The 13,144-nt window shown below is 46.7% G+C and carries 10 protein-coding genes, 2 pseudogenes, 1 riboswitch and 1 other annotated feature; of the genes and pseudogenes, 6 read left to right on the top strand and 6 right to left on the bottom strand.

The genetic code is table 11. The features are described 5' to 3' along the window. Nucleotide 1: 1 nt before the first annotated feature. The 3 genes from ACYQ2N_RS20395 to ACYQ2N_RS20385 form a co-directional block, all read right to left on the bottom strand. Complete coding sequence (locus ACYQ2N_RS20395; RefSeq protein WP_460001260.1) at nucleotides 2-586, bottom strand: hypothetical protein; 585 nt, start codon at nucleotides 584-586, stop codon at nucleotides 2-4. After that, entirely contained in the window at nucleotides 583-1,692 is a 1,110-nt protein-coding gene (locus ACYQ2N_RS20390) for a ParM/StbA family protein (protein WP_460001259.1), read from the bottom strand. Before ACYQ2N_RS20390 ends, ACYQ2N_RS20395 begins: the two co-directional genes overlap by 4 nt. A gap of 376 nt (nucleotides 1,693-2,068) precedes the next feature. Continuing rightward, nucleotides 2,069-2,380, bottom strand: a complete 312-nt coding sequence (locus tag ACYQ2N_RS20385) for a pyridoxamine 5'-phosphate oxidase family protein (RefSeq protein WP_460001258.1) — start codon at nucleotides 2,378-2,380, stop codon at nucleotides 2,069-2,071. Nucleotides 2,381-2,640: 260 nt separating this feature from the next. Between ACYQ2N_RS20385 and ACYQ2N_RS20380 the strand changes: the two genes are divergently transcribed. The 4 genes and pseudogenes from ACYQ2N_RS20380 to ACYQ2N_RS20365 all read left to right on the top strand — a co-directional run. After that, the gene (locus ACYQ2N_RS20380) at nucleotides 2,641-3,921 is read left to right on the top strand and encodes an Nramp family divalent metal transporter (protein WP_460001257.1); all 1,281 of its coding nucleotides are present in this window, start codon (nucleotides 2,641-2,643) and stop codon (nucleotides 3,919-3,921) included. 97 nt (nucleotides 3,922-4,018) lie between these two features. Then, a riboswitch (cobalamin riboswitch) is annotated at nucleotides 4,019-4,207 on the top strand. 103 nt (nucleotides 4,208-4,310) lie between these two features. Continuing rightward, a pseudogene (gene cobT, locus ACYQ2N_RS20375) lies at nucleotides 4,311-5,386 on the top strand (nicotinate-nucleotide--dimethylbenzimidazole phosphoribosyltransferase). Nucleotides 5,387-5,394: 8 nt separating this feature from the next. Further along, nucleotides 5,395-6,006, top strand: a complete 612-nt coding sequence (cobU, locus tag ACYQ2N_RS20370) for a bifunctional adenosylcobinamide kinase/adenosylcobinamide-phosphate guanylyltransferase (RefSeq protein WP_460001256.1) — start codon at nucleotides 5,395-5,397, stop codon at nucleotides 6,004-6,006. 102 nt (nucleotides 6,007-6,108) lie between these two features. Then, nucleotides 6,109-6,738 (top strand): annotated as a pseudogene (locus tag ACYQ2N_RS20365) (adenosylcobinamide-GDP ribazoletransferase); the annotation flags it as partial. Nucleotides 6,739-6,892: 154 nt separating this feature from the next. Here ACYQ2N_RS20365 and hisC read toward each other — a convergent pair. Both hisC and ACYQ2N_RS20355 read right to left on the bottom strand, forming a co-directional pair. Further along, complete coding sequence (gene hisC, locus ACYQ2N_RS20360) at nucleotides 6,893-7,999, bottom strand: histidinol-phosphate transaminase (RefSeq protein WP_460001255.1); 1,107 nt, start codon at nucleotides 7,997-7,999, stop codon at nucleotides 6,893-6,895. An 87-nt stretch (nucleotides 8,000-8,086) separates the two neighbouring features. After that, nucleotides 8,087-8,355: a binding site (T-box leader), on the bottom strand. Nucleotides 8,356-8,461: 106 nt separating this feature from the next. Then, nucleotides 8,462-8,614 carry a diguanylate cyclase domain-containing protein gene (locus ACYQ2N_RS20355; protein ID WP_460001254.1) on the bottom strand — a complete coding sequence of 51 codons (153 nt, stop codon included), beginning with the start codon at nucleotides 8,612-8,614 and terminating at the stop codon, nucleotides 8,462-8,464. A gap of 131 nt (nucleotides 8,615-8,745) precedes the next feature. Here ACYQ2N_RS20355 and ACYQ2N_RS20350 point away from each other — a divergent pair, with 131 nt between their 5' ends. Beyond that, nucleotides 8,746-10,458: an IS1634 family transposase gene (locus tag ACYQ2N_RS20350; RefSeq protein ID WP_459999695.1), complete on the top strand. Its 1,713-nt coding sequence runs from the start codon at nucleotides 8,746-8,748 to the stop codon at nucleotides 10,456-10,458. Nucleotides 10,459-10,661: 203 nt separating this feature from the next. Here the strand turns inward: ACYQ2N_RS20350 and ACYQ2N_RS20345 are convergent, their stop codons facing one another. After that, the gene (locus ACYQ2N_RS20345; RefSeq protein ID WP_460001253.1) at nucleotides 10,662-12,203 is read right to left on the bottom strand and encodes a sensor domain-containing diguanylate cyclase; all 1,542 of its coding nucleotides are present in this window, start codon (nucleotides 12,201-12,203) and stop codon (nucleotides 10,662-10,664) included. Between the two features lie 309 nt (nucleotides 12,204-12,512). Here ACYQ2N_RS20345 and ACYQ2N_RS20340 point away from each other — a divergent pair, with 309 nt between their 5' ends. Continuing rightward, nucleotides 12,513-13,031: a DUF2680 domain-containing protein gene (locus ACYQ2N_RS20340; RefSeq protein ID WP_460001252.1), complete on the top strand. Its 519-nt coding sequence runs from the start codon at nucleotides 12,513-12,515 to the stop codon at nucleotides 13,029-13,031. Nucleotides 13,032-13,144 lie beyond the last annotated feature (113 nt).

Here is a 13,144-nt window from a genome sequence, read left to right as displayed (position 1 = left end):
GTTATTCTTTCCTTTGGAGGTTTGTCGTTCTAAAAATAGTAAGTACTTCTTGGTCATCTTCCGTCCCAATAATATTATAAAGCAAGTTCTCCCAAGAGGAGATTTGAGCTGTACCCTGCTCAATTGCCGTGGGGCAAGAAGGGATTTGTTCTACGGCATCAGGGACTGCTCTATCCTTAATCGCCTGAGGCAACGTTGGAGTTGTTGGAGTGGAAGTGGGTATAAATAAATCTTCTAAGCTAAAATCTAACTCGCTCTCCGTGTGACCATCATCGCCGGATCGTTCTCTATCATAGCTTCCATTTTCACTCGCTCTGCGATTATGTTCTCTGCTATCGTTATCAATCCAATCGTTCTCTCTGTGCGCATTCTTTCTCGCAATACTCTCTCTATTAGGGCTAATATCCTCACTGTCAGTACCTTCAAAACGAGTTTCAGCAGGCGGAAGTGACCCTAAAAAAGCCTGACGCAAAGCCGCTTTAACTAAACGAGCGCGGTTTTCCGGTTTGATTGCAGCCAAAACCTGCCACAAATCATCATCCTCTTCTTCAAAATACAAGGGTAAAAATGGCTGTTCGGACATCATACTCCAGTATTCGCCTTCTTCGTCAGGTTATTGACCATATTGGCTGCCATAATCCTAAAACCGGTGGCATTGCCAAACTGAGGATCACTGATTAGTACCTTATTCTCAAATTCCAGATGTTCGTAGATCAGCTCTCCAACTTTACCGGCTACCAGCACGGTATGGATTTTCCCCATCATCGGTTTTAAGGACTTTTTAACCTCGCGTGCAATATCAGTTCCTAACTGTTTGAGCATCAATTTCATAATCGGGTTTAAGTTTATCGCTCCGTCATTCCAGGGAAAGTGCCCGCCGTTCACGCGGAAGATCTTGTCCAACTCCTGGTCATTCGTTTCCAAAGGATTAAGGTGATTACCTGTCATCTCTTTCAGTTTTTCCGAAACTCCGGTATAAGCCCATCTTAACCCTTTCTCGATACTGAAAGAATTGGGGGGGTCAAGCATAACTCCGTCATAAAAGGTGGCTACATCTGTGGTACGGAAACCTGGATCAATAACGATCACATATCCCCCAAAAAGTTTGGGGCTTGTTGGAATGCCATACTCATTCAGAGTTTCCTTAATAAAGACACCGTAACTCTGAGGCAAGACGCGCGAACGCAGAATATTAAGGCTGCGCGTCTCCCCTGCCCAGGGGCCGGAGCGGAAAGTAACAGAGAAAGAACCCTTTAACTCGGATTCATACCGTTCTTTGAGGCTAGCATAATACTTGACTGGCACTCCTGTACCCAGATAAACATTGGCCTTGGGACCCTGTTGAGCCAAAGCGATGGCTACCACTAACAAGGCCGTGGCCTCTTCATCCGTAGACTTATCTTCATCCCAACAATAATGGGCTTCATTCGGGTTCAGACTCTCCGCCAGACTGCCCATGAAGTAGTGGCGCTCAACCCCGGTAGAATTATTTTTGACAATTACATCAAGAGCAGAGATTTGTGTTTCAAGGTCAGACCCTCTATGAACGGCAGCATTCCCTAGAGTTGAGAATATGCGCTCATTGCCTTTGCAGATCACAGCCGGGAATAACACTTTCGTATCTCCGACATCAAGTTTAATGGCACCAAAACCGGGATCTCCACCAGCGATCAGTATATCGTTTTCAAACACAAACGTTCCCCCTCAAAATTACATTAATCAGAGCAATTCATTAAAATCAATATTAATTTTACACTAAAGTGCACAAATTCAACAGGGGGAATTTTACATATAATAAAACGCAAAGATAAATTTTCCACCCGCCTTTAGTTGATCCCTTACATGACTTGGGGGTGGTACACGATACGCACCCAAAATCCACTGAAATCACAAAGCGCGTGAGATCTTTTAACAAATCGACAGTTTCATCGCAGTTAACAACTTGATTTATAAACACACAAAAACCGCAGCCAGTAGCTACGGCCTTTTTTTAGGTTATAGACTATGAAGAGAATTATTCACTACAGGCCATGTTAATAAAAATATGCTATTTTCAAGAGTGATAACACTATAATAAGGACTCAATCTCTTCTACTTTTAGGAGAACCTCTTTCCCCTCAGCTGCCGCTGTTCCGATTAAGCGGTACCCTTTAGGGCCTCCTTTTAGAGAACATATTACAGCCTGCATCTTCCCGGTCTGCTGCAGGTTTTTCTGCGTGTTTTCCATCTTGTAAATCCCGAAAACTAAAGTATCTTCAGCCCGAACTTCTTTCACTTTTCCCACCACGATTAAATGCGGATTTCCTTCCTGTGATGCCGTCACCAGCGGCACAAAAGGCACCTGGGGAATTAACTCCTGAATTTCTTGGGGTATGTTCATCTCCTCTTCGCCTCCTTGCCCTTATTATAAAACATGGTGAGACAAAGTTCTAGCGTAATTTTCTTAACAGTCTTAATTTTACATCAATAGTTTTTTATAAATGCACCTCTATCACTAATTATACTTCCCCATAACTTTCCATAACTAAAGGCCACACCTCCGCTGGCTTAATTCCATAGTTTAGATAAGAGATTTGCTAAAGCAAATGGAAAGAGGCGGTGGTTATAGATGATAGCATTAACTATAGAGGAGGGAACTGCATGAACGAAGGCATGAGTCCCTTCTTAGTACAGAATGTGGCCGTACCACTTAAACTAGAACGAGAAAAACCGGCTGCTAAGTTAAAAACTCTGGCACGTTACCTCGGCCCGGCATTCATCGTCAGTGTTGCGTACATCGATCCCGGTAATTTCGCGACGAACATAAGCGGAGGTTCAAATTTTAACTATACCCTCATCTGGGTTGTACTTTGGAGCAACCTCATGGCAATTTTTTTGCAGACTCTCTCTGCAAAATTAGGGATTGTGACCGGGGTTGATTTGGCTACCCATTGTGGGCGGGTATTCAGCAAACCAGTTAATTTGCTGCTCTGGACAGTCATGCTCCTGGCGGCAATTGCAACATATATGGCTGAATTCCTGGGTGCCACACTTGGGTTTTACCTTCTGTTTAACATTCCTCTACTTGTTGCCGGGCTCCTGACAATCGGCGTTACCTTTGTTATAGTGTATTTGCAGCGTTTTGGCCAGCATGTAGTGGAAAGAATTGTGGTAACCTTAGTTGCAGTGATCGGAATATCCTATATGATTGAAATGCTCCTGGCCAAACCAGCCTGGACGGAAATCGCATACCACACCCTTGTGCCCAGCTTAGGTCCGGAGAGCGTGCTCGTTGCGGTCGGAATGCTCGGAGCCACCGTCATGCCTCATGTTATCTTTCTCCATTCGGAATTGGTTAAAGCACGCCGTCAAAGCGATGAACTTGAGGAAGCACGTAAGCATTTCCGAATGGAACGTCTGGATATCGTCATCGCTATGAATATTGCCTTTCTGGTTAATGCAGCCATGGTAATCGTTGCAGCGTCCGTGTTTTACTCCAAAGGATTGCCTGTGGATTCGATCGAAGATGCGCACCGCTCCCTGACTCCCCTGCTCGGAAACCTTTCGAGCGGTGCTTTCGGCCTCGCCCTCCTTGCTTCAGGCCTCTCATCTTCTACTGTGGGGGCTATGGCCGGAGAATGTATGATGAAAGGGTTTATCGGCCTTGACCTCCCAATCAATGTTCGGCGTACTATCACGATGATTCCTGCCCTGGTCTTACTTGCCCTCGGATTTAACCCCATGAAAATCCTAATTATAAGCCAGGTAACTCTAAGCTTTGCTCTTCCGGCGGCTATCATTCCCCTTCTTCTCATTACCAGCCGCAAGGATATCATGGGGGAATTGGCAAACCGCCGCCTCACCAATGTGATTGGCGGAGTAATCGTATCCCTGATCATCAGTCTTAACGCTCTCCTCGTCTATTTAACTTTCACCTCTTAGGCAGGGTTCCAATACAGGTCTAATTAGATACATGAAATATTTCTTAGGCTTTATCTTGTCAGCCAGTCCCCCATGTGCTATGCTATGAGCAAAACTAACTACACGCTTTGTTTGAGGTGCCCTTCGGGGAGAATAGGGAAGTCCGGAATATTACAAGTATAGGCCGGCGCGGACCCACCACTGTAAACGCTGAGCTGCCGCAGACTGCCACTGGCCGATGGGCTGGGAAGGCGCGGTTAAGTGAGGAAGCGAAAGCCAGTTGACCTGCCTCAAGCAAATAAGTCTTCCCTTGTGTGGAGGAGCGGCGGAGATGAAGGCAAAGTCCCGACCACAGCTATGTGGTTAGGACTTTTTATTTTAGTCAAATTTAATTTTAGGAGGAGAAAAACATGCAAGCACTTACCCAACTCGAACAAGAATTAGAAAGCCTTCTTAACAAGATCACCGGACTCGATGAAGAAGCAATGGCCCAAACCCAAGCACGCCTGGATTCCTTCACGAAACCGCAAGGAAGCCTTGGTCAGTTGGAGGAAATCGCCAAACAACTGGCAGGGATGCAGCAGACCCCTCGACCGCAGATCCACAAAAAGGCCGTCCTCCTGATGGCCGGAGATCACGGCGTCGTAGCGGAAGGGGTCAGCGCTTTTCCCCAGGAAGTAACCCCACAAATGGTGTATAATTTCCTTAATGGCGGTGCAGCTATAAATGTCCTCTCACGCCAGGCGGGTGCGGAGGTTATCTGCACTGATGTGGGCGTAGCTTTCCCGCTCGAACCTGCTGAACTAATGAGCCGTAGAGTTATGAGTGGAACCAAGAACATGGCTCAAGGCCCGGCCATGACCCGCGCCGAGGCAATAAAAGCAATCCTGGTGGAGCCGCCGTTGCCAAAGAGCAAATTGACGCCGGGGCCAACCTCCTTACCACCGGGGACATGGGCATCGGCAACACGACTCCCAGCTCCGCCATTGTCTCTTTATATACCGGTCTGCCGGTCGAGCAAGTTGTAGGAAGAGGAACAGGGGTTGACGATCGCGGACTGGCCCGCAAGATTAAGGTTATCAGGAAAGCAATCTCCGTTAATAAGCCGGACATTGGCGACCCGCTTGACGTTTTGGCCAAGGTTGGCGGCTTGGAGATTGCAGCCATTGCCGGGGCTGTCCTACAAGCCGCAGCCAGCCGGGCGGCGATCATAGTGGACGGGTTCATTTCCACTGCCGGAGGACTCATTGCAGCCAAATTAAGTCCGAATTCTACCCGTTACATGCTCCCCTCGCACTCCTCGGTCGAACCGGGTCACCTCAGGGCCTTAAAAATTATGGGATTGGAGCCGATGCTCAATTTGAACATGCGCTTAGGGGAAGGAACCGGAGCAGCTTTAAGTATTTATCTTGTGGAAGCAGCAATTCATATTTTGGAAGAAATGGCCACCTCCGCCGATGCCGGAGTCAGTGAACAAGGTAGGTGATTACGCTTATGTCCAAATTTATTCTCGTAACCGGCGGTGCTCGCAGCGGTAAGAGCACCTTCGCTGAACTCGTGGCCGACCACAGCGGCCAGAAGGTTACGTATATCGCGACCGCCCAAATATGGGACGAAGAAATGGCTTTCCGCGTGCGCAAACATAAAGAATCCCGCCCGCCAGAGTGGGAACTTATAGAAGAGCCGCTTAATATTACTGAGGTGTTGTTGACCCTGAGAGAGCGGGACGGGGTAGTTCTCCTTGACTGTGTCACACTCTGGCTCTCAAACTTGATACTTGCGCACAGTTCTTTTCAGGCTGAGGGAAATATGGGGGAAAACTTGAAACATTCCAGCCTCCAGGCGGAACAGGAAATTCTAAATAAAGTGCGAGAGGCTGCCGCAGCAGCCTCGGGGATTAAACCCACAGTAATTTTTGTAACGAATGAAGTGGGCTTGGGGATAGTGCCTGATAATCCTCTGGCGCGCGCCTACCGAGACTTGGCAGGACGCAGCAATCAGATCCTAGCTCAGGCGGCTGATACGGTGTACTTAGTGGTCGCGGGTTACCCCTTGGAAGTTAAAGGGCCAGGTCAAAAAATTCTGGATGAGTTACGGGAGCGTTAAAATGCGTGCACTTCTTATTGCCTTCACTTTCCTGACCAGAATCCCGCTCCCTCAGCGCAGGATGTCACAGCTGAGGAGTTCGCGCGTTCACAGCGTTATTATCCGCTGATCGGGCTCTTTCTGGTATTGGTACTCTGGGGCACAGCTACTCTTGTCGGGTTATTGTACCCTCCTTTGGCAGTCGCTGCTATCCTCCTGGCCCTGGAAATAATCCTGACCGGAGGGTTGCACCTCGATGGGTTTATGGAAAGCATGGACGGCCTGCTTTCGTCACGTACGCGGGAACGCATGCTGGAAATAATGAAGGACAGCCGGGTTGGGGCTCACGCCTCCATCACCCTTGCTGCCCTCTTAATCCTGAAATTCTCCCTTTTAGCTAGCTTTAGTCCCAGCTCTTACAGTATTTTAATCCTGCCACCTTTACTGGCACGCTGGGCTTTCCTCATTGCTGTGATCCACTTCCCATACGCCCGCAGTCAAGGCCTGGGCAAAGGGTTTCATGAATCTTCGCGCTGGCTTTTTTTCATCTTGGAAGGAGTCGCCATCACCGCCTTGGTCTTCTGGTTTTTCGGTCTGGCAGGAGTAAGCGCTGTTCTTACCGCTCTCCTTTTTGTCACGCTCTTCTCCTGGCGGGTCGCCCGCCTTTTGGGAGGATTGACCGGAGACATCTATGGGGCTACCATCGAGATTACCGAAGTTGTCGTGCTTATTGTAACTGTGCCTTTCCTCTAATTAACAGACCCCTGTTCCGCTGACGCGGCACCATTCGAAGGATGAAAATCTGCAAGTTGCATTTGCTTAGCGAACCGTCCGAGCAGAGGAGCATCGTGAACGCAGCCGCTGAAGCGCAATGCAACTTGCAGAATTACCAGATGCTATTTCTTAATCACACGACCCCGGACACGAGCTGGCTTAGAGCGCGGATAAACTTCTGGTTTTGCTCCAAAGTGCCGATGCTTACGCGCAGAAATTCGGGGAGCCCGAAAATACTGGCTGGTCTGACGATTACTCCTAGCTTCATCAATTCCTGAAACACCTTGTTCGAATCCTCTTTAACATTAACCAAGATAAAGTTGGCCTGGGTGGGCACATACTCAAGCCCCATTTCCGCCAAAGCCCGGTACAGATATTCCCTGCCTGCTTTGTTGCTGGCGAGGGAATGCCTGATATATTCAGGATCATTAAGGGCAGCCACAGCTGCTGCCTGGGCTACACTATCCACATTAAAGACCTGGCGCACGCGGGCCACATACCCGGCCAGTTCACTCGTGGCCAAGGCATAGCCCACTCTCAACCCTGCCAGGGAATAGGCCTTCGAGAAAGTCCTAAGGACAATCACATTCTTTCCCGCTTTAACCCAGTCAATACCTTTGGGGTAGCTGGGGTCATCAATATATTCCCCGTAGGCTTCATCATAAATAACGAGGACATTCTCAGGCACGCGCTCCATAAAATCTCTCAGCTTCGAAGCTTCCACGATCGTTCCGGTTGGATTATTAGGGTTGCAGATATATATAAGTTTGGTTTTTGGGGTTATAGCCTTTAGGCAGGCTTCTAAATCTATTATATGATCATGCAAAGGAATAGCTTTAACCACTCCGCCTGCAAGCTTTACTGCTGACACATATTCCCCGAATGAAGGCAGGGGAATGACCGCTTCTTCGTCCGGATTCAAGAAAGTAGAAGTGATGAGAAAGATCAGTTCATGCGCCCCATTGCCAAACACCAGGTTGTCTTGCGCAACCTGCCAATACCGCGCCAGTTCTTCCCTTAAATAGGTGCAGTTCGGATCAGGGTAAAAGTTACACTCACTTACTGCTGCAGCAGCAGCTTCTGCCGCCTTCGGGGAGGGGCCGAGGGGGTTCTCATTTGAAGCCATTTTAATGATCCCGGTAATACCCAGTTCTGCTTCCACTGCCTTAATGTGCCTGCCCGGAATATAGGGCGTAAGAGTCAGTATCTCCTCACGGATCAGTTCTGATGCTTTCGTCATCTTTATCTTCCTCCTTTAATCTTTTGACCTTATTTTCCCTTTCTACTCTGGCAATGATCTTCTCCAAATATAAAAACCCCGCCCCCAGTCAGGGACGAGGTTATTTTCTCGCGGTACCACCCTTGTTGGTTTGCAAGCAAACCCACTCAAATCAGCAAGGTACGGGAACAGTTGTTCCGATACCCCCTTCGCGCTAACGGTCGAACTCCGGCCCCACCTACTATCCCTTCTGCTAACGGGAATTCAGCTGGCAACTCAGAGGAGAACTTCAACCTAGACTCATTGACCGGGCTCACACCCTCCCCGGCTCGCTTGGCAAATAATTTAAGCCTACTTTTCCTCATCATAGTTATTTAAGAATATAACTTTAGTTCAAGTTTAGCACGGGAAAATGCAAAAAGCAAGAATCTGTTACGGCTTTCTCGGGAAATCCAAACGTACCTTTTACTCGTACCTCTACTGTTATTCCCCGGTTACAATCTTGCCTTTACCGCTGTTCTTCCCTTCGTACAACCGTTGGTCAGCCAAGCGGTAAAGCCCTTCATAAGTACTTGTTTCCCTGGGAAATTCCGCAACCCCAATGCTTACTCCCAAACGGGTCTTTGACACTTGCATTAAAAGAGAAATCCCTACAAGCCTTGAAAACAGGGCTTTTTTTATTGATAATCTGTCAAATTTGTCCTGGATAGTAGTGCGTAATGTTGCGTAATGTGGTATAATGTAAGGGATTGGAGGGATCCCTTATCATGAGGCTGAGCGTATCAAAGTCCAAAAATGCCATCTCGCTTTATGTCATACAATCTGTTTATGAGAACGGTAGGCGTTCTACTAAAGTTGTTGAGAAGTTAGGTACGATTGCCGAGTTACAAAAGAAACTAAATGGGCATGACCCCATTGAATGGGCCAAGTCATACATCGAGGAGCTTAATAAAAAAGAAAAAGAGCAGTCGCGTGAAATCATAGTCAAATATTCACCTTCTAAAGTAATTTCTAAAGACCATCAGCACCTGTTTAACGGCGGTTATCTTTTTCTGCAGCAGGTCTATCATGAACTTAATCTCCATAAGGTTTCTGCTGAGATATCAAAAAGACATAAGTTTTCCTTTGATCTGAATGCTATTTTGTCACGGCTCCTATACGGACGGATCCTTTTCCCTTCCTCCAAGCTCTCTACATATCTGCATTCCTCAAGGTTCATTGAGCAACCCGGTTTTGAACTACAGCATGTTTATAGGGCGCTTGAGGTCATTTCTAAGGAAATGGATTTTATACAGTCTTCTCTTTATCACAACAGTCTTAGGATCTCTAAAAGAAATACAAGCATCCTCTATTATGACTGCACTAATTATTTCTTTGAGATCGAACAGGAGGACGGCCTTAAACAGTATGGTGCCTCAAAAGAACACCGGCCTAACCCCATCATTCAAATGGGTCTGTTCATGGATGGGGACGGCATTCCCCTTGCTTTTAGCTTAAATAGTGGCAATACTAATGAGCAAGTAACACTTAAACCTCTGGAAGAAAAAATTCTTACCGATTTTAAACTTTCTAAATTTGTTGTTTGCACGGACGCCGGCCTGGCTTCCGTGAGGAATAGAAAATTTAACGACGAGGGCCAGCGAGCATTTATCACAACCCAATCGATTAAAAAACTGAAAAAACATTTAAGGGAATGGGCACTCGATCCAGAGGGTTGGCATCTTACGGATCATGATAAAACTTACGATATCACTAAACTTGATGAAGAAAGCTGCTGGGACAAATACTTTTACAAAGAACGCTGGATTAAAGAAGATGATCTGGAACAAAAGCTCATTGTCACTTATTCCGTTAAGTACAAAAATTACCAACGTCAAATTCGCAACTCGCAAATCGAACGCGCTCAAAAGGTAATCGATACTAATCCCACCAAAATCTCAAAGAATAATCAGAATGACTATAAACGCTTCATCAAGAAAACCAGTTGCACATCTGACGGCGAAGTAGCAAGCAATGAAATTTATGCACTAAACACCGAATCTATTTCTGCCGAAGAGGTCTATGATGGATTTTATGCCGTTTGCACGAACCTTGAAGGCTGTGCGCAGGAGATTATCCGGATTAATCAACAGCGCTGGGAGATTGAAGAATGCTTCCGGATTATGAAAAGCGAATTCAGAGCGCGACCCGTATATTTGAGTCGCGAAGATAGAATTAAGGCCCATTTTACTACCTGCTTCATTTCGCTTATTATCTACCGATTACTGGAAAAGAAACTGAATAGTAAATTTACCTGCAGTGAGATCATTAACGGGCTAAGGGACATGAATTTCTACAAGGTCAAGGATGAGGGATATATACCCGTTTATACGAGAACCGATTTTACCGATGCCTTACATGGAACTTTTGGCTTCAGAACTGACTACGAGATAATAAAAAATAAACAGATGAAAAATATTTTTCGTGCGACAAAAGGATAGAAAATATTACTCACTTTTTTAAATCGCAAAAAAGCTTGGAAGTGCCGTGGGTACAACGTTTCCAAGCTTTTTGTAATCTTTAACTGTCAAAGATGAGAGAATATAACTTTAGTTCAAGTTTAGCACGGGAAAATGCAAAAAGCAAGAATCTGTTACGGCTTTCTCGGGAAATCCAAACGTACCTTTTACTCGTACCTCTACTGTTATTCCCCGGTTACAATCTTGCCTTTACCGCTGTTCTTCCCTTCGTACAACCGTTGGTCAGCCAAGCGGTAAAGCCCTTCATAAGTACTTGTTTCCCTGGGAAATTCCGCAACCCCAATGCTTACTCCCAAACCGTACTCTTCAAGGCCCATATTCTCCCTCAATCTTTCGATGATGTCGATTGTACCAGTACTTTTCTTAAGATCCGTGAGCACCAAGGTGAACTCATCCCCACCAGTGCGGGCCACGATATCCTCTTCCCGCACTGATAAACGCAGATTTTGCGCGAGTTTGCGCAAAGCGTCATCTCCTACCGGATGCCCTTTGGTATCGTTTAAATGTTTGAACCCGTCGAGATCGAGAATGAGAAAGACAAAACTGGAGTTACGGCGGGAGGTTCCAGCCATTTCCTCGTGAATGCGCTGCTCAAACCCCTGGCGGTTAAGAATTCCAGTCAAGCGGTCAGTAGATGCCAGCCGCTCTAATTCTCGGCGCTGACGGATAGTCTCCAAGGCAACCCCTAAACCGCGCACGAAAGCCCCAAGAATCTCCTGGCGCTGTTCCAGAGCCTTAGCCCGCGAATCCATAAGCCAGAGTTCGCCCACAACTCCCGAATGCGTACGTAAAGGCTCAATCAGGATTTTCTTCCACTGGAATGGGAACCTTTCACTGGCACTATCCTCCCCAAAAGAACGCAACGTGAAATTTTGCTGGGGAACATAACTTTCGGAGGAATTAACAAGCTTCAGAACTTCATCCGTCCAGTTGGTTTCATTATGCTTAAGCCTGCCGAAAGGAGCGCGTACTTGCCACTTATACCCATCCTGCATTAAGAAAAAGCCTGCTTCGAGGTAGAGAATTTCCATGGCCATTTCACCTGCCTCGGTAAGGAGCTGTTCCTCAGAATCTGCCTGGACTAAAATCTCCGTCCCGCGCAAGAGCAGAGTTAAAGCCTGCTCTTTATCCCAAGCCGCCAAGAGCAGCTGCTGCTCATACACAGAAGAAGATATTAAAGGTATAAGTTGGTTAAGCCAGCGGACACTCAGCTCATCGAAAGAATCATTTTCTGAACTAAAAAGGGTCAAAACACCTAACAACTGTCCAAAATGCAGGAGTGGCACACATAGCAGCCGTTTGATCCCAAATTCAAGCAGTTTTTCCTTCCAGCTATTAAAAGGTCCGGTAAAACCATCAGGAGTATCACTGATCCGGCCGATATCCTGAAGAATCATCTTCCTCTGCAAGCATTCCTGTGCCCCCAGCCCATCTTTTTCAAACATCCTGAAATCAGCCGGGAAGATCGTGTCATTCAAAAAGTGCTCTTGCTCATTATCCCGGGCGCTATTAGCCAGGGATTGAAACTCCTCATCCCGCCACAGCCAAATTCCGGCCATGGCAGAATTAAATATATCCAGGCTGCGGCGAGTAACTACTTTTAAGCCCTCTTCTAGGTTTTTTTCGTGATTCATCTCCTGGAGCAATCCCAAGATGTTTTCGGGATTAAGTCTACTGCCATTGGTTAAGTTTGACAGGATAGACACAGGCTTTCTCACCTTTCGCCATTCTGCGTTAACCTTGTCATCAATTTAGGAAGTACCCTTGACTGCATTCTCTTTGGATACTAGGCTATATGTTACACTAATATGCGCCTAGTTATCCCCTACTATTTTAGCACAACTTTAGATAAGTAGAAATTTCTTTTACGAATACGTGCTTAGCGGGTAATTCAAGAGTTCATAAATTCTTCAAAATTTCGCCATACTCTAGTCATAAGTCTAGGGTATTCTATAATTGTCCCGGGTGAGAAAAATTAAAAATCCGGAGCAAAAATTTTAAGGAGGTCTCAAACCATGAAAAAAAGATTAGCTGCGGGTATACTTACGGTAGCCCTGCTCGTAGGCGGTGCCAGCGCCGTTCTCGGAGCAACTGATCCTGACAAACTGAGCGAAATCAAAGGACTGTACCAGCAAATGTTCAACCTTCAAAAACAAATCGCTGACAAAGAAGCTGAGGCAGGCATGATTACCGCCGATCAGGCCACCAGTATTAAGAGCAACATCGATCAAAAAACCCAGTATAACAGCCAGGCTTTAGACAATGGCATTGTTCCCAATATGGGGATGCGCGGCGGTCACGGGGGCATGGGCATGAACGGTGGCCAGCCTTTGACCCAGGAGCAGATCGATGCTATGAATCAATTGCACCAACAGCGCCTCGATCAGTATAATGAGGCTGTTAAAAACGGAACCATCACTCCCGGCCAATTTGCACCCGGAACGGGAATGGGTGGAATGCGCGGTGGCCGCTTCGGCGGACAAGGGCAATTTGCCGTTCCGCCGGCTGCCGGCAGTTCAACCTCGAGCAACTAACAAACTGAGCACAAATGCTCTAAAAGTTAGAAGTAAACATCGTATTAAAGATAATGAAAACACTCGATCAAACCGCAGGTACCCCCTAAGCATGCTTTGGGGGTACCTATTAT

Source organism: Paradesulfitobacterium aromaticivorans, from assembly GCF_054657415.1.
The sequence above is the reverse complement of the archived record's forward strand: the minus strand, read 5'-3'. Positions and strand labels throughout refer to the sequence as shown.

Coding starts and splice junctions, on each gene's coding strand:
- ACYQ2N_RS20340 (WP_460001252.1), top strand. CDS start 12,513: ATGAAAAAAAGATTAGCTGCGGGTATACTTACGGTAGCCCTGCTCGTA.
- ACYQ2N_RS20355 (WP_460001254.1), bottom strand. CDS start 8,614: ATGCAAGTGTCAAAGACCCGTTTGGGAGTAAGCATTGGGGTTGCGGAA.
- ACYQ2N_RS20395 (WP_460001260.1), bottom strand. CDS start 586: ATGATGTCCGAACAGCCATTTTTACCCTTGTATTTTGAAGAAGAGGAT.
- cobU (WP_460001256.1), top strand. CDS start 5,395: ATGTCCAAATTTATTCTCGTAACCGGCGGTGCTCGCAGCGGTAAGAGC.
- hisC (WP_460001255.1), bottom strand. CDS start 7,999: ATGACGAAAGCATCAGAACTGATCCGTGAGGAGATACTGACTCTTACG.
- ACYQ2N_RS20350 (WP_459999695.1), top strand. CDS start 8,746: ATGAGGCTGAGCGTATCAAAGTCCAAAAATGCCATCTCGCTTTATGTC.
- ACYQ2N_RS20385 (WP_460001258.1), bottom strand. CDS start 2,380: ATGAACATACCCCAAGAAATTCAGGAGTTAATTCCCCAGGTGCCTTTT.
- ACYQ2N_RS20380 (WP_460001257.1), top strand. CDS start 2,641: ATGAACGAAGGCATGAGTCCCTTCTTAGTACAGAATGTGGCCGTACCA.